The sequence below is a fragment of the Pauljensenia sp. UMB3104 genome, assembly GCF_030217285.1.
Taxonomy (GTDB): domain Bacteria; phylum Actinomycetota; class Actinomycetes; order Actinomycetales; family Actinomycetaceae; genus Pauljensenia.
In genome coordinates, this window is the sequence record NZ_JASONN010000011.1 from 66,657 (window position 1) to 83,072 (window position 16,416).

The following is a 16,416-nucleotide window of genomic DNA, read 5'->3' on the forward strand; positions in this document are numbered from 1 at the left end:
ATCCTGACCGCTTCATCGTAGGATGAAGACAAAGCCTCTCCCATCATTGGAGGATCCCATGTCCGCAGAGATTGCAACCGGTATTACCGAGGACCCCCTGGATGCGGCCGCGCTGATCAACAGTGCTCGCCGTGACACCTGTGGTGCCGTCGCATCTTTTATCGGCGCGGTTCGTAACCATGACGGTGGTGAGAGCGTGGATGCGATCGAGTACTCATCGCACCCCTCGTCCCCGCAGATTCTGCGGGAAATTGTCTCGGAAATGAGGGATCGTCCCGGCGTTCATTGCATTGTGGCGTGGCATCGCGTGGGCCGTCTGGAGATCGGTGACGATGCGATGGTCGTGGCCGTTGCGGCGGAGCATCGCGCGCAGGCGTTCCGCGCGGTCGAGACGATCGTCGAGGACGTGAAGGCGAAGCTGCCGATCTGGAAAAAGCAGGAGCTGTCCGACGGTTCGCACAACTGGTCGGGTCTGTGAGATGACGATCGGCGATCCCTATTCGCGTGAGGTGGCCGTCTCGGGCCGCTCCGTCGCGCTTCCGCTCATCAATCAGCCCCTCCCGTACGAGGCCGGGGACCCTGCGCTGGAACGTTTCCGTCGTAACTGGCTGGTGTCGGGTATCGGCGAGGCCGGTCAGGCGCGCCTGGCTGCGTCCCGTGTGCTCGTGGTGGGCGCGGGCGGCCTCGGCTCGCCCGTCCTCCTGTACCTGACGGCGGCCGGCATTGGCACGATCGGCATCTGTGACTCCGACGTTGTTGAGGTGTCGAACCTGCAGCGTCAGCTGCTGCACGGCGAGGGCGACGTGGGGGATCCGAAGCCGGATTCAGCCGTGCGTCATCTCAGTGGACTCAACTCGTCGGTGCATTTTGAGCGCTTTGGGCACGTGACCAGCGAGTGGCTGGATGAGCACGGCCGCGAGTGGGATCTGATTGTGGAGTGCACGGATAACTTTGATGCGAAGTACCTGGTGGCGGACTACTGCGCTGATTCGGGCGTGCCGCTCGTGTGGGGCACGGTCGTGTCGATGGCCTTCCAGGTGAGTGTCTTCTGGTCCCAGGCGCCGGCCCCCGTGCCGTCGCTGACGCTACGCAGCCTGCACCCGGTCAAGCCTGCTCCCGGGACGACGCCGGCCTCGCCGACAGTGGGCGTGCTTGGCCCCGTCGTCGGCCAGGCGGGCACCGCGATGGCGACGGAGGCCATCAAGGTGCTGGTGGGCTTCGGCGAGCCGCTCATCGGGCGTGTCCTCATGATGGATGCGGCGACGCAGCGTGCCGACGTGCTGACTTTCGCCCCGTGGGACTGAACCCCGTGGCCCCGCGCGCTGACGTGGCGGCGATCGTCGTCGGCGGAGGTGGGGGAGAGCGCCTCGGTGGCGTCTCGAAGCCCGACCTGACGCTGGGCGGCATGCGTTTGATCGACCGCGTGTGCGGGTCTTTGCTGGCGGCGTGCGGCGCGGGATGCGTGGCCGTCGTGCCCCCGACCGTGCGCGTCCCGGAAGAGGTCATGCGCACGCTCGAGGATCCGCCGAATGGTGGTCCGCTGGCCGGTATCGATGCGGGCTTGCGCGCGCTGGGCATCGACGACGACGTTCTGGTTGTTGTGGTCTCCGTCGATGCGCCCGGCGTGGCAGGTTTGTTGCCCGCTCTCCTGGAGCCTCCTCTGGGGCCGGATAGTGAGGGGCGCATCGCGGTCGGTGGCGACCCGCAGCCGTTCGATCAGTACCTCATGGGCGTGTATCGCGCGGGGGCGCTGCGCCGCGTTATCGACGAGGCCGTGGCCGGTCTCGGCTCCGTGCGCGGCGTGGGGGTGCGTCGGGTGCTGCGCGCGCTCGCGCTCGAGCGGGTCAGGGTTGACGCTGACGTCTGCCGGGATATTGATACCCCCGAGGATGTGGCCTGGTGGCAGGATTTTCTGGGCAACTGATTTGTAAGTAATGCCACAGAGGGTATAGGTTGGGAGGGTCAGCGCCTCACGGCTCACTCCCATCAAGGTGCCCTCATGAAACTTCGTCATGGACAACTGTGGCAGCGGCTCGGACTGGCCATAGTGTCAGGAATTCTCATCGCCAGCCTCGCTCCCTCCACTATCGCCGCGCCACTAGACGGTCAGGAAATGGGCGGCGACGCACGGTCCGCCGACCGTGACCTGTCACGTTCGGACAGCGGGGTGGCCGATCCGGCCGACTCTCAGGACCGTGCGGCCTCGGACGGCGCTGACGCCTCCGACGCGTCCGACGCCTCCGAATCCGCCGACTCCACCGAGTCCGCCGACGCAGCCACGGCCTCGTCCCAGGAGGAGAACGCCGACGTCCGCACCTACGTCTATCCCGGAACCTCTGGACCGACCCGCGTTCATGTCATCTCCACCCAGGGATCGGACGCAATCCTGCTCGAATCCAAGGGAGTATTCGGCATGATCGACGGAGGCGAGGGGCAGGGTGCGCCCGACGGCTCCGACCCCCGCTACCCCCTGCGACCGGGGACCACCCCGGCGCCCAAGGGGGACACGCAACGGATCCTGGACTACATGTCATCCCAGGGGGTGACCTCCTCGAACCTGGCCTTCTACCTGGGCACCCACCCTCACTCGGACCATATCGACAATGCGGACGACATCATCTACCGCTTCCACCCGCAGGTTATCTTCAGCCCGGAATACTCCGACGCCTGGATCTCAAACCCGAATGCGCTCTGGGACAATCAGTGGGTTTATGACCGCATGATTGCCGCCGCCTCCTGGGCGCAGCGCAGCTACGGCGCGCAGCTCGTCCAGCATGTACGGAACTACGACACGCACGTGCAGCTCGGCGACATGGACGTCCAGCTCATTCCCTTTGATCCCCAGGAGTCCTATCAGCGCCACCCCATTCGCGATGCGAACCTGCTCGGCTGGGGGAGCGTCGTCTCGGCCTTCGGGCACCGCGCATTCCTCGCCGCTGACCTCGAAATCGAGGGGGACCTCGAGGATCGGATAGCGGCCGTCGTTGGGCATGTTGACATGCTCAAGGCGGGGCATCACGGCCTGGCGACCTCGAACTCAGAGTCTTTCATGGCCACCCTCTCGCCCTCGATGATCATTCAGACGAACCCCGAATGGGTGACCCCGGACCGCCTGACGACGTCAGTCACCGTCAGCGGCACCGCGTCATGGGCACCAACCGCTGACCTGTGGGACAAGGCGCGCATTCCCGCCGTCGTAGGAACCTTTAGCGAATCGGGCATCAGTTACAACGACCTGTCAGCCGCTTCGTGGGGACACGAGTACTACCAGGGCGTCACGCCGCGGGCGTGGTGGTTCCAGGGTGCGCGCCCGCAGTCGACGTACGGCTGGTGGAAGGGCTGGTCAGGCAACTGGTACTTCTTTGCGGATCACCCCTATTGTGCGACGAGCCAGTGGGTGAATGATCGCGGCACCTGGTACTGGATGGATTCCACCGGCGCTATGGCGACAGGGTGGATCTACGACGGAAGCTCCCGATACTACCTCGACGACAAGGGGAACCCGACCGCGCAGGGGTGGCAGAGCATCGATGGGAACTGGCATTATTTCGTCGACGGTCGCGCCTCAACCGGATGGTTGGCCGACCGAGGGACCTGGTACCGCTTGGACGAGTCGACCGGCGCGATGCTCACAGGCTGGCAGAAGGTCGACGGACACTGGTACTACATGCTCTCCTCTGGCGCTATGGTCACGGGGTGGCAGAGTATCGACGGCTCCTGGTACTACTTCGATGGTGCAGGCACGATGGCTACCGGGTGGATCCAGGACGGTGGTTCCTGGTACTACATGAACGAATCCGGGAAGATGGTCTCAGGTTGGCTGCGCGACGGTGACGCCTGGTACTACATGAGCTCATCGGGCGCGATGACTGTCGGTTGGCAGAACGTGGGTGGGACCTGGTATTACTTCCCCGGCTCTGGCGTCATGGCCACGGGGTGGATCCAGGACGGTGGTTCCTGGTACTACATGAACGACACGGGCGCCATGGTCACCGGGACGCAGGTCGTCGATGGTCGACGCGCAACCTTTGCGCCCTCGGGGCGCTGGACCGGCTACCTCCCCTGATTCCGACCGCCCTGATCCCGGCTGCCCTGATTCCGGCTACCCCTAATCCTGGCTCCCCCTGATTCCGGCTGCCCTGATCCTGCCGAGGCCTCGTCTCTGATCGCCGGCGTGGTTCCCCACAAATGTCGCATGCAATTCCCATGTCAATCTTTCGGATTTTGAAATGGGAGTGTTGGTATTTCAACGTTTTCTCGATACCTAAGAAAATGAAGGGTACCCAAATTGCATGCGACATTGAGAGAGGGGGCGAGGGGGAAGGGAAGAAGAGGGGAGGAGGGGGAGTCAGCGCTGCTCGTCGAGCTGGTGGAAGATCGCTGTGAGCAGCGGCGTGACCACCTCGAGGGTGTCGAGCGCGCCGCCGCGCGAGCCGGGGGAGGAGATGATGAGCGCGCCCGAGGCGTCGCGCGCCGTCACGCCGACGACCTCCCGAGACAGGCCCGACAGCGGGGTGTTGGCGAGGCCGTGGGCGCGGATCTGCTCGGCGATGCCCGGGATCTCGACCTCGACGATGGAGCGGACGACCTCGGGCGCGTAGTTGCCCACTCCAAAGCCCGATCCGCCCAGAACCAGGATGAAGCGCGCGCCGGCCTCGAGCGCGTCGCGGATCTCCGTCTCGAGGATATCGGCGCTCTCGGGGATCGCCGCGACCGTCACCGGGCCGAGGCCCGCCTCTGCCAGTGCGGCAGTGCAGGCGGGGGTCGCCCGATCCTCCTTCGTGCCGCGCTGAATGCGGTCGGAATAGGTGATGACGTGGGCGCTGATCTGGCTCAGGTCGTAGTCGACGGGCTTGGGCATGGTGTCCTCCAGGACGTGGTGACTTGCTGGTGACTGTGATCCTAGTCCCTCCTTCGTGTCAAGGTGGGGTGGGGATGGGTGCGGGCGTGACGGCGATTTTGTGGGTGTGTCGGCCGAGGCAAATGAGGCCTGTGTGGGGCCTCGCGAGTCCAGCCATCGTCGAATGTATGGAGTTGCTGCCGATTGCCCGTATTTACTATGGCTAAAAACAAGTTAAATGGAGCTCTTCATTTCACTGAAATGAGGGGGAAAAGTAACGATTCGGATGCGGATCTGTGAATCGTTGCGTGCGTGCCGCATACCTTGTTAGATTTAATGCGTTCCATTCCCTCATAAAAGGAGAGGCGAGTGCGCTCCCTTCGCATCCTTCCCGTCCTCGGCGCGGCCGCCCTGGCCCTCGCCGCCTGCACCTCCGGCTCCCCCGCCGCGGACTCCACGGCCTCGGCGCCCGCGACCCAGCCCGCCGCCGAGACCACCGTCCTCAACGTCTACGCCGCCGCCTCGCTGACCGAGACCTTCGGTGAGCTCGAGAAGACCTTCGAGGCCGCCAACCCCGGCGTGGACGTGCGCTTCAACTTCGCGGGCTCCCAGGATCTCGTGACCCAGCTCGGCGAAGGCGCGGACGTCGACGTCCTGGCCACCGCCAACGAGTCCACCATGAAGAAGGCCGCCGACGCCTCCCAGGTCGACGCGCAGACCATCTTCGTCACCAACACCCTGGTCCTCATCACCACGCCCGGCAACCCCGCGGGCATTACCGGCCTCGACTCCTCGCTCGAGGGCGCCAAGCTGGTCATCTGCGCGCCCGAGGTCCCCTGCGGCAAGCTCACCAAGACCCTCACCGAGAACCTCGGCGTGACCCTCAACCCTGTCTCTGAGGAGCAGGCCGTCACCGACGTGCGCGGCAAGGTGGCCTCCGGACAGGCTGACGCCGGTATCGTCTACAAGACCGACGCCCTCGCCGAAGGCGACGCCGTCGACACCGTCGCCATCCAGGGCGCCGATGAGGCCGTCAACAAGTACCCGATCGCCCTCGTGAGCGCCTCGACCAAGAAGGATCTGGGAAGCAAGTGGATCGACCTGGTCCTCTCCGCCGACGGACAGAAGGTCCTCGAAGACGCCGGCTTCACGCCCGCCGCGAAGTAACATCGACAGGTGACATCGCGTCGAACACCCGCCGTGAGCCCCCTGCCCATCTGGGCGGGGGGCCTCGGTGCGCTTGCCCTGTGCTTCCTGTTCCTGCCCCTGGCCTTCATGCTGGGGCGCGTCAACTGGGCGACCCTGGGAGCGACCCTCGCCACCCCCGAGGCGGCCTCGGCCCTCGGTCTGTCGATGCGCACCTGCCTGATGGCGCTCGGCGTCGACCTCCTTCTCGGCGTTCCCGCGGCCCTCGTCCTGTCCCGCTCGTGGCGGGGCGTGCGCGCCGCCCGCATCCTCGTCGCACTGCCGCTCTCGCTGCCGCCCGTCGTCGCCGGCATCGCGCTCCTCGCGGCCTTCGGTAGGCGCTCCACCCTCGGGGCCCTCCTCAGCGGCGCCGGCCTCGACATCGCCTTCACGACAACCGCCGTCGTCATCGCCCAGGTCTTCGTCTCCCTGCCCTTCCTCATCGTCACCCTCGAATCCGCGCTGCGCGCGCGTGAGCAGGGACTCGACGAGATGGCCTCCTCCCTCGGCGCCTCGCCCTCGCGCGTCTTCTGGCAGATCACCCTGCCCACTGTGCTTCCCGGCCTCGGTCGCGGCGCGGCCCTCGCGCTCGCCCGCTGCCTCGGCGAATTCGGCGCGACCCTCACGTTCGCGGGGTCCATGCAGGGCGTGACCCGCACGATGCCCCTCCAGATCTACTTGGCCCGCGAGTCCGACGCGGACCTGGCCCTCGCGCTCGGTGTGGTCCTCCTCGGCGTCGCCGCGGCCGTCGTCGCGCTCACGGAAACCCCGTGGGGGCGCCTCGCCTCGCTCATTCGTTCGACGAGGCCGGGGCTGGTTTTCGCTTCCGATGGTCCTTCCGCTCGCTCCTCCGAGGCCTCGACCGCGCTCGCGGGAGATGTGGGGGAGGGCGCGGACGTGCGCGTCGCCGGGGCCATCGCCGAGCGCGGCTGGAAGGTGGACGCGGAGCTGCGCACCGGCCTCGTGACGGCCGTCGTCGGTCATAACGGTGCCGGAAAGTCCACGCTCGCCCAGGTGATCGCTGGGACCCTGCGTCTCGATCAGGGGAGCGCACGCATCGGCGAGCGCGTCGTCGACGACGACGCCACGTTCGTGCCCGCGCGCCGACGCGGCGTCGCCATGGTCTCCCAGGCGCCCCGCATCTTCACGCATATGAGCGTGCTTGCCAACGTCGCGTTTCCGCTGCGCGTGCGCGGGGTGGGGCGCGCCGAGGCCCGGGCCGCCGCACTCGAGCAGCTGCGTGCCGTCGGCATCGACGACCTCGCGCACAAGCGCGCCTCCGACCTGTCCGGCGGCCAGGCCGCCCGCGTCGCGATCGCCCGCGCGCTGGTCTTCCGCCCCGAGGTCCTCATTCTCGATGAGCCCACGGCCGCCCTCGACGTCGAGGCCACCGCCCAGGTGTCCTCCGTCCTGCGCCAGCGCCTCACCGGAGCGGGAATCACCACCCTGCTCGTCTCGCACGACATCGCCGAGGTCCTGCCCCTCGCCTCCCACATGATCGTCATGGGGGACGGGTGCGTCGTCGAGGAGGGCGAACCCGCCCGCGTCCTCGCCTCGCCGTCATCGGTGTTCGCCGCCCGCCTGGCCGGGCTCAATATCGTGGCCGGTCCCATTGCGATGCGCCCCGGCATGGTCGGCGTGAGCGTCGGAGAGGGCGAACTGTGGGCGGCCGACCTATCCGGGTTCGACTCGGCTGACGCTGGTCGTGTCGACGTGGCGTCCGGCGATGCGGCCGATGACGTCGCTTCCGGCGGGAGCGGTCAGGGTGGCCGCGTCGCGCTTACCTTCCCGCCCGAGGCCGTGGCTCTCTCCCGCGAGGAATCCCACGCCTCGCCGCGGTCCGTGCTGCCCGGTGTCGTCGCGGGCATCGACGTCAACGGCTCACTCGTCAGCGTGCGCGTCACGCTCGCGGAGGGCGTGTCAGTGACCGCCCGCGTGACAGCCTCCGCGTGGGCCGACCTCGACCTCGGCGTCGGTGATCCCCTGTGGGCGAGCGTCAAGGCCACTCAGGTCCGCGCGATCCGTATCGCGGCCCGTGAGTGAGTCTCGGTGCGTAGATCTGGTTGCAGCCACCGAGTAGTCAATGGGTGTCAGCTTCGTCAGTTTCCGTTCCGCCTGCCGGCAGTATCCCGAGATGAGACGTTGAATGGCGCTCAGTGTTGAATTGACGAGCTGATTGCGTGGTGTTTCGACGTGCAAATCTCCGAAAAACAGTGGACGATGCCGCTCGATTCGCTCACTAAAACGCTTGAGATCGGACATCATGTGGCTGAGAGCTTTGTGTGAATCAGCAAACTCGAGATGGCAGAGAAGGGCAGCGGCGAAATTGTTGACAACGAGGCGGTCCAGTGCCTCGTTAAGAGCCTTTTTCTTGCCAGAATGACGACGTGGACTGACTTCGCACATGCGAAGCGCGGCGAGCGTCACCTCCTTGTCGTATTTCTTCCCCTCAGATTGGCGACGTTGCTCCGAAGGACGCGAGACGTCAGCGAGTAGACAGTTGCCATGAGAAACGGCGTTTCGTAGTTTGCGCAGGATGAGTAGCAGGTGGGCGAACGGAGCGGTCTCTCCCCTGTAATCGAAGTACGACGTGTAGAGGCGGATATGTTCGTTCAAGGGGAGCAACTCCCACAGGTGCCAGATGGAAGGGGCGTCATTGCAAGCCATCCACATATCCTCGGTGTAGGGATTGTAGCGGATGGAGGATGTGTCGCCGTTGAGAATGCGACGTACGAGTACCTCTGACAGGTCCGATTTCGGATCGCTCATGATGAGCTGATTGAGTCGCACTTTGAGGAAATGCTCCGTGCTGAGCGCCAGTGAGAGACAGATACGGCTCAGGGCGAAGTCGAGGTACGAGAGTTCAACGAGGTGGGCGAAGTCGAGTCCCGAGTAAGTGTAGGAGCCTGCAGCGTCAACACGGGTGTAGTTGCGTTCATAGGATTTGATTTTGAAGAAATAGGAGCGTGAGTAAAGGAACTCTCGGGCGTCGCTCTCGGACATAAGCTCGAAGGAGACTCCGTGGCTCTTTAGTAGGGCAATCTGCTCATCGACGGTGATGCACTGCTTCATGCGGACCTCGTTGTGCCAAAAATTATGAGGGGGTCGAATCTGAGATCCGACCCCCCGATACCCTGGAGCAGAACCCCTGGGCATCTGACGTAGTGGTGAACAGTCTAGCGCTAGATGGAACCTTCGGTCAACGACTCATCTGTGACTTCTATTGGAATCATGGTGCTCGCCGGTAGGGATGGGATCATCCAGTTGACGGATCTCAAGGCCCTGGTTCATTGCATGACCGGTGGCAGCCGGGACGCATGGATGGCTGAGTTAACCCGTCAATGCGCAGCTGGGACCTACTAGTGGAGTATGGGCACGCCCGCCCACGCTCCACCTCAGGGGTTAACGTGCGCATTGAGGGGTTGAGGGCGCCTCCTGTCGGGTTAACGCTCCACTGAGCGGGTTAACGTGCGGCGTGCGCTCAAGATGCACGAGGCAGTGGCAGGCAGGTCAGTGCCGCGCGGGCGCGACGAGGCCGTGGCGGGGTTCTTGCCGATGGGTTGAATTTTGTCACGCTTCATATGTTGTAATTCTTTGTTTTCGCACGAGTGGGCGCGTGCTCAGTGCGGGGGATGCCACCCCCTATTTTGCCGGGTATTCAGCGGTTTTAGTCAGTGCGAGCCCGCTCATAGTGGGCGCCTTTGACTCTGTGCTTTGGGTTTCCTAAGTTGTGGTGAGGACTCAGGAGGTACGTCATGACAACACAGGGTCACCACGAGGCCACGCGCCCCTATCAGCTCGGCATCGATGTCGGCTCGACGACGGTCAAGGCCGTCGTTTTGGATGGAAATCGCCGTCTTTTCTCCGACTACCGTCGACATAACGCCGACGTGCGTGCATCCCTGGGGGCCCTCCTCGCCGACGTCGAGCGTGCCCTGCCCGGCGCCCGCGTTCACGCGGCCATCACCGGCTCCGGCGGCCTGACGACCGCCCGCGCCATGGGAATCCCCTTCGTTCAGGAGGTCATCGCGGGCACCGAGGCCACCCAGCGCCTGCACCCCGAGGTCGACGTCGTCATCGAGCTGGGCGGCGAGGACGCCAAGCTCACCTACCTGCACCCCACCCCCGAGCAGCGCATGAACGGCACGTGCGCGGGCGGTACGGGCGCCTTCATTGACCAGATGGCGACCCTCCTGCACACGGACGCATCCGGCCTCGGCGAGCTGGCGACCCGTCACACCCAGCTCTACCCGATCGCCTCGCGCTGCGGCGTCTTCGCCAAGTCCGACATCCAGCCCCTCATCAACCAGGGCGCCGCCCACGAGGACCTGGCCGCCTCCATCTTCAACGCCGTCGCCACCCAGACCATCGCGGGCCTGGCGTGCGGGCGCCCGATCCGCGGAACCGTCATGTTCCTCGGCGGCCCCCTGCACTTCCTGCCCGCCCTGCGCGAGGCCTACAAGGCCCTCCTGCCCAAGGCCGATGCCTTTGTCACCCCCGACGACGCCCAGCTCTACGTCGCGATCGGCGCGGCCCTCCTCGCGCAGAAGGAAGCCGCCAAGAAGGCGCGCCAGGCCGAGGAAGCGGGCGCGACCTCCGTCGAGACCCGCGGCGAGAAGCTCACCACCCTCATGGAGCGCCTCGCCGCCGCCCCGGTTCAGGTGGAGTCCCCGCGCATGGATCCGCTCTTCGCGACCCCGCAGGATCGCGAGGAATTCATCGCCCGCCACAGCCTCGACGTCATCCCCAAGGCCAGCCTCGACGAGGCCGAGGGCCGCTGCTGGCTCGGCATCGACGCGGGTTCGACGACGATCAAGGCCGTCGTCATCGACTCCCAGGACCGCATCGTCTTCACCCACTACGCCTCCAACGAGGGCGACCCCGTGGCCGCGGCCGTCGACATCGTGCGCGCCGTGCGCAGTGCCCTGCCCGAGGGCTGCGAGATCGGCCGCTCGTGTGCGACCGGCTACGGCGAAGGCCTGGTCAAGGCCGCCCTCACCATGGACGAGGGCGAGATCGAGACGATGGCCCACTACCGGGCCGCCGAATTCATTTGCCCCGGCGTCACTTCCGTCATCGACATCGGCGGCCAGGACATGAAGTACCTGCGCATCCGCGACCACGCGGTGGACTCTATTTCCGTCAACGAGGCCTGCTCCTCGGGCTGCGGCTCCTTCCTGCAGACTTTCGCGCAGACGATGGGCACCGACGTGCGGTCCTTCGCGCGCATGGCGATGGAGTCCGAGTCCCCCGTGGACCTGGGGACGCGCTGCACGGTGTTCATGAATTCCTCCGTCAAGCAGGCGCAGAAGGAAGGCGCGGACGTGCGCGACATCAGCGCCGGCCTGTCCTACTCCGTCGTGCGTAACGCCCTCTACAAGGTCATTAAGCTCAAGGAGCCCTCGGACCTGGGCGAGCGCGTCGTCGTCCAGGGCGGAACCTTCCTCAATGACTCGGTGCTGCGCGCCTTCGAGCTGCTCACCGGCCGCGAGGTCGTGCGCCCCGACATCGCGGGTCTCATGGGCGCGTACGGCGCCGCCCTGACCGCGCGCATGCACGACACGGGGGAGGGGACCTCGTCCCTCGCCACGATCGAGGCCCTCGAGGGCTTCGCCGTGGACACGACCCGCAAGACCTGCCGCCTGTGCCAGAACCACTGCCAGATGACGATCTCGACGTTCTCCAACGGCGAGCGCCACGTGTCGGGCAACCGCTGCGAGCGCGGCGCCTCCCTGGAGCGCGTGCCCAAGAAGTCGGAGCTGCCCAACCTCTACGACTGGAAGTACAAGCGGATCTTCGGATATCGCCGCCTCACCGAAAAGAAGGCCTTCCGCGGCGACATCGGTATCCCGCGCGTGCTCGGCATGTACGAGAACTACCCGTTCTGGTTTACGATGCTCACCGCGCTCGGTTTCCGCGTCATGATCTCGGGGCGCTCCAACCACGACCTCTTCGAAACCGGCATGGAGTCCATCCCCTCGGAGAACGTGTGCTACCCGGCCAAGCTCGTCCACGGGCACATCGAGTCCCTCCTGGACAAGGGCATCACGACGATCTTCTACCCCTGCGTCGACTTCGAGCAGAAGCTCACCGAGTCGGAAAACTCCTACAACTGCCCCATCGTGGCGACCTACCCCGAGGTCATCCGCAACAACATGGAGCGCCTCCTGGAGCCGGGCACGAAGTTCATCAGCCCCTTCGTCAACTTCGGTAACCGCGACTACCTGCCCGCGCATCTGTCCAAGACCTTCAAGGAATACGGCTACGACATCCCGGTCGAGGAGATGAAGGCCGCCCTGGACAAGGCGTGGGAGGAGGACGCCGCCGTCAAGGCCGAGATCCGCGCGAAGGGCGTCGAAACCATCGAGTGGATGCGTGAACACGGCGTGCGCGGCATCGTGCTGGCGGGCCGCCCCTACCACCTCGACCCCGAGATCAACCACGGCATCCCCGAGGTCATCGTCGGCCTGGGCATGGCCGTTCTCACCGAGGATTCCATCATCGACGCGCGCCTCGAGCGCCCCCTGCGTGTCCTTGACCAGTGGTCCTACCACTCGCGCCTCTACGAGGCCGCCGCCCGCGTCGGCGACGAGCCGGACCTCGAGATGGTCCAGCTCAACTCCTTCGGCTGCGGCGTCGACGCGATCACCGCCGACCAGGTCCAGGAGATCCTTGAGGGCCGCGGCGACGTGCACACCGTCCTCAAGATCGACGAGGTCTCCAACCTGGGCGCCGCGAAGATCCGCCTGCGTTCCCTCGACGCGGCGATCACCGAGCGCGCCACCCTCGCCTCGACGATCGACGAGGCCGGGGCCGGGGACGGCACGGATGGCGCGGAACTGGCCCCCGCCTCGTCCGTGGGCCTGGTGTCGGGTTCCGTCGACACCGCCACCCTGCGCGACCCCTCCGGGGACGCCGCCCGCGAGGAGCAGGCCGGGCACATCAAGCCGCGCACAGCCTTCACCGAGGAGATGCGCGAGGCCGGCTACGAGATCCTGGCCCCCCAGATGTCGCCGATCCACTTCCGCTTCCTCACCCCGCTGTTCGCCAGTGCGGGGCTGAAGGTGCGGGTCCTGGAGCACACGAGCCGCACCTCCATGGAAGTCGGCCTGAAGTACGTCAACAACGACTCCTGCTACCCGGCGATCGTCGTCATCGGCCAGCTCCTCGACGAGTTCATCTCCGGGCGCGCCGACCCCGACCGCACCGCCGTCGGCATCACGCAGACGGGCGGCATGTGCCGCGCCAGCAACTACGCGGCCCTCCTGCGTAAGGGCCTGCGCGACGCCGGATACCCGCAGGTGCCCGTCATCGCGCTGTCCGTCCAGGGCATTGAGGACAACCCCGGCTTCCACCTGGGGATCCCCCACATCCACAAGGCGATCCAGGCCTTCGTCATCGGCGACGCCATCCAGTCGATGCTGCTGCGCGTGCGCCCCTACGAGGTCACGCCCGGCTCCGCGATGGAGCTGTACCGCACGTGGGACGGCTACGTGCAGGAGTGGATCACGTCGGGCCGCGTGACGGCCCTCGGCGGGCGCGTCTCCTACGGGAAGATCATCCGCGAGTGCGTGCGTGCCTTCGACGCCCTGCCCCTGCGCGACATCCCGCGTAAGCCGCGCGTCGGCCTGGTCGGCGAGATCCTCGTGAAGTTCCACCCCGACGCCAACAACCACGCCGTCGACGTCATCGAGGCCGAGGGCTGCGAGGCCGAACTGCCTGGCCTCATGCAGTTCTTCCACAACTCCGTGGCGACCGCCGCGTGGGACAAGGAGAACCTGGGCATCGACGGCAAGCAGCGCTACATCATGCCGATCGTGTTGTGGGCGCTCAAGAAGTACGAGAAGCCCGTGCACCGCGCGTTTGCGGCCACGAACGGTAAGTTCGAGCCGCACCGGCCCATCGAAGAGATGATCGAGCGTTCCCAGGACATCGCGCGCCTGGGCAACCAGGCCGGCGAAGGCTGGTACCTGACCGCCGAAATGGTCGACATGATCGAACACGGCTGCCCGAACATCATCTGCGCCCAGCCGTTTGCGTGCCTGCCCAACCACGTCGTCGGCAAGGGCATGTTCCGCGCGCTGCGCACCCGCTACCCCGAGGCAAACATCGTGGCCGTCGACTACGACCCGGGCGCCTCCGAGGTGAACCAGCTCAACCGCATCAAGCTGATGCTCGCCACCGCCCTGCAGGACCCGGAGGCGCGCGACGGCGACGTGTTGCAGCTGGTCGACGTCGAAGAGCCGACGTCGTGCGGCGGGTCCGGCTCCGTCATGCTCGGCATGCCGACCATCCCGACGAGGCGCGCGGCCTTCCGCTGACCGCCTGCGGCGAAGTCGCGAAGGGGGACGGTGCTCGCAGGCTCTGTCCCCCTTCGTGTGCGCACCCCGTCGCGGCGTCCCCGGCCTCGTCCCTGACGCCTCACGGCATGGGCATAACCCCGCGCCCGATCTCAAACCCGGCCGGCGCCCAGCCCGTGTTGTAGGACAAACGCACCGACACCTCGCGCACGCCCGAGGCCGGCCACGCAACGGGGAGGAACCCCGTCTCACCGGGCGCCACATCCAGGAACGCTGACAACTCCCACGTTTCGTGGCCCTCCTCGACGACGCGGCAGAGGAACTCCAGATCCGACGTCGACGTGAACGTCATGTGGTTACGCACCGTCACCCCCGAATAGGAAGGAGCCACGGTCACCGGCGCATAGTGCAGCTCCTCGCTGCGTACCTCGTACAGGTCCGGGAAGTTGCCGCCCGCGAACTCCGGGCGTGTCGGGTCCAACGCGTGGATCGCGCGAAGCTCCTCGTCGACGTCGCCCACGTTCCACGCGATCACGCTCGGGTGCGCACGGTCCCTGCGAATCGCCGCTTCGATTGCCTCGTCGCGCGCGGCCCCCGGGCCGTACACGTTCGACGCGCGGTCGATGACGTACAGGCCGTACTCGTCTGCCAGCTCCAGGAAACATGCGTGGCCGGGCGCACCCGCAATCACAACCGCGTTCACGCCGTGGCGTTTACACCACACGATGTCGTCGAGCATCTCCGGCAAGTTGACAGCCAAGCCCGTGCGCCCATCGCACTCGTTGCGGTTCACTCCCCGCAAGATCAGTGCCTTACCGCCCAGCATCACACCCTGCGCAGTCGCCTCAACGTCGCGGAAGCCAACGTCAAGGGACACGGTATCCTTGACCCCTTCCTCATCGCGCAGCGTGACGATCAGTCGGTACAGGGCCGGCTCCTCCGCGCTCCACGGGAGCACATCCAGACCCTGCGCGTCAACAACCTCATCCGGAGAAGCGACCGCAGACCACAGCCTCTCCTGTTCGGCCTCGTTGACGAGCGTGGCATGAACCTCGACGCCCCCCGTCGTCTCAACCCGCAGCGTCAGCGCACCTGCGCGGCCATCGTGGGACGCCACCGGCACCACGTCGACGATGTGTGCCGTCGGCCTCGCCTCCAACGACACTTCACGGAACAGGCCATGACAGCACACCGGGGACTCCATCAGCAAGACAACCAGCGTGTGCGTGTGGGTGGGCTGCAACGCGCCCGTCACGTCAAAAGCCGCAGGAATGAAACCGTCCGCACTAAAACCGACGAACGCTCCATCGAGCCATGCGTAGAGGGGACCCGAAAAACCGCCGAAAGTCAGCGTCATCATCCAGCTGCGATCAACCGCCTCCTTGAGGGGTGCATCAAGGGAAAACTCGCGGCGCAGAATCGAGGCGCGCACAACGTCGGTGGGTGACACCCCGCCAGCGGGCTGCTTGCCCTCCGGGTGCGCCTGCGTCTGCGCGTGCGCCTGTGCCCCCGGGCGCGCCTGCGTCTGCGGGCACCTCCGTGAGCCATCCAGCTCCAGGATGCCAGGCACAGATGTCGCGCCGAAATTCTGGTGAACGGGAGCCTGATCAATCAGCTCCGCAGCGGTGCCAGTGACACCGGTAACCTGCCAGGTGCTCGAGAGCATCTGAAGTGGCCTGCGTGACCTCCACGTCGCGTGCACCGTCAGACGGTTCACCGACGCCCCTGGGTCCCGCAGCCACGTGACGTCCGGTTCCAGGATGTGGTTCATGTAATAAAAGTAGCATTTTGCTATTAGTCAGAAAAGTGTAAATTTTTCTGAAATGCAGGCAAATATGCCTTGACATGCGCAATAAGTGTGGGTGACAAACGGGACGTGGACCACATTGTGGGATTTTTGTTCCTGCGCGTGGGCAAAATACGTTGTGCCGTGGGGTGATGCGCGGATGGGTGCCCGGCCTCGCGTGGCGGGCGAGCGCATGAGGAACCCCGGCCTCGTCCCTGGGAGAAGGAATGAACTGCGCCCCGAAACTTGGACGCGTTTAATGGTAGCCGTTATGCGGCTTCCTGTAGGGCCTGATCCCGGTATTC

Annotated in this window: 10 protein-coding genes and 1 pseudogene; 7 read left to right on the plus strand and 4 right to left on the minus strand. The window is 65.8% G+C overall.

What is annotated here, in order from left to right; translation table 11 throughout:
- The first annotated feature begins 58 nt into the window (after nucleotides 1–58).
- The 4 genes from QP415_RS06855 to QP415_RS06870 all read left to right on the plus strand — a co-directional run bounded on the left by QP415_RS06855 (nucleotide 59) and on the right by QP415_RS06870 (nucleotide 4,066).
- Entirely contained in the window at nucleotides 59–478 is a 420-nt protein-coding gene (locus QP415_RS06855; RefSeq protein WP_016460857.1) for a molybdenum cofactor biosynthesis protein MoaE, read from the plus strand.
- A gap of 1 nt (nucleotide 479) precedes the next feature.
- A complete protein-coding gene (locus QP415_RS06860) occupies nucleotides 480–1,304 on the plus strand; it encodes a HesA/MoeB/ThiF family protein (RefSeq protein WP_285099520.1) in 825 nt (274 codons plus the stop codon).
- On the plus strand, nucleotides 1,295–1,924 hold the full coding sequence (locus QP415_RS06865) for an NTP transferase domain-containing protein (protein ID WP_285099521.1): 630 nt from the start codon (nucleotides 1,295–1,297) through the stop codon (nucleotides 1,922–1,924). Before QP415_RS06860 ends, QP415_RS06865 begins: the two co-directional genes overlap by 10 nt.
- Before the next feature lie 75 nt (nucleotides 1,925–1,999).
- On the plus strand, nucleotides 2,000–4,066 hold the full coding sequence (locus QP415_RS06870) for an MBL fold metallo-hydrolase (protein ID WP_285099522.1): 2,067 nt from the start codon (nucleotides 2,000–2,002) through the stop codon (nucleotides 4,064–4,066).
- Between the two features lie 282 nt (nucleotides 4,067–4,348).
- Here the strand turns inward: QP415_RS06870 and QP415_RS06875 are convergent, their stop codons facing one another.
- Nucleotides 4,349–4,861 carry a molybdopterin-binding protein gene (locus QP415_RS06875; protein WP_016460861.1) on the minus strand — a complete coding sequence of 171 codons (513 nt, stop codon included), beginning with the start codon at nucleotides 4,859–4,861 and terminating at the stop codon, nucleotides 4,349–4,351.
- Nucleotides 4,862–5,209: 348 nt separating this feature from the next.
- On the opposite strand from QP415_RS06875, the gene modA reads away from it, so the two are divergent.
- Nucleotides 5,210–6,007, plus strand: a complete 798-nt coding sequence (gene modA, locus QP415_RS06880) for a molybdate ABC transporter substrate-binding protein (RefSeq protein ID WP_285099523.1) — start codon at nucleotides 5,210–5,212, stop codon at nucleotides 6,005–6,007.
- 9 nt (nucleotides 6,008–6,016) lie between these two features.
- Entirely contained in the window at nucleotides 6,017–8,068 is a 2,052-nt protein-coding gene (locus QP415_RS06885; protein WP_285099524.1) for an ABC transporter permease, read from the plus strand.
- A gap of 462 nt (nucleotides 8,069–8,530) precedes the next feature.
- On the opposite strand, the pseudogene QP415_RS06890 reads toward QP415_RS06885, so the two are convergent.
- A pseudogene (locus QP415_RS06890) lies at nucleotides 8,531–9,181 on the minus strand (Abi family protein); the annotation flags it as partial.
- Nucleotides 9,182–9,468: 287 nt separating this feature from the next.
- A complete protein-coding gene (locus QP415_RS06895; RefSeq protein ID WP_285099525.1) occupies nucleotides 9,469–9,606 on the minus strand; it encodes a hypothetical protein in 138 nt (45 codons plus the stop codon).
- Nucleotides 9,607–9,780: 174 nt separating this feature from the next.
- Between QP415_RS06895 and QP415_RS06900 the strand changes: the two genes are divergently transcribed.
- A complete protein-coding gene (locus QP415_RS06900; protein ID WP_285099526.1) occupies nucleotides 9,781–14,346 on the plus strand; it encodes an acyl-CoA dehydratase activase-related protein in 4,566 nt (1,521 codons plus the stop codon).
- Nucleotides 14,347–14,446: 100 nt separating this feature from the next.
- Here the strand turns inward: QP415_RS06900 and QP415_RS06905 are convergent, their stop codons facing one another.
- Nucleotides 14,447–16,096 carry a glycoside hydrolase family 2 TIM barrel-domain containing protein gene (locus QP415_RS06905; protein ID WP_285099527.1) on the minus strand — a complete coding sequence of 550 codons (1,650 nt, stop codon included), beginning with the start codon at nucleotides 16,094–16,096 and terminating at the stop codon, nucleotides 14,447–14,449.
- Nucleotides 16,097–16,416 lie beyond the last annotated feature (320 nt).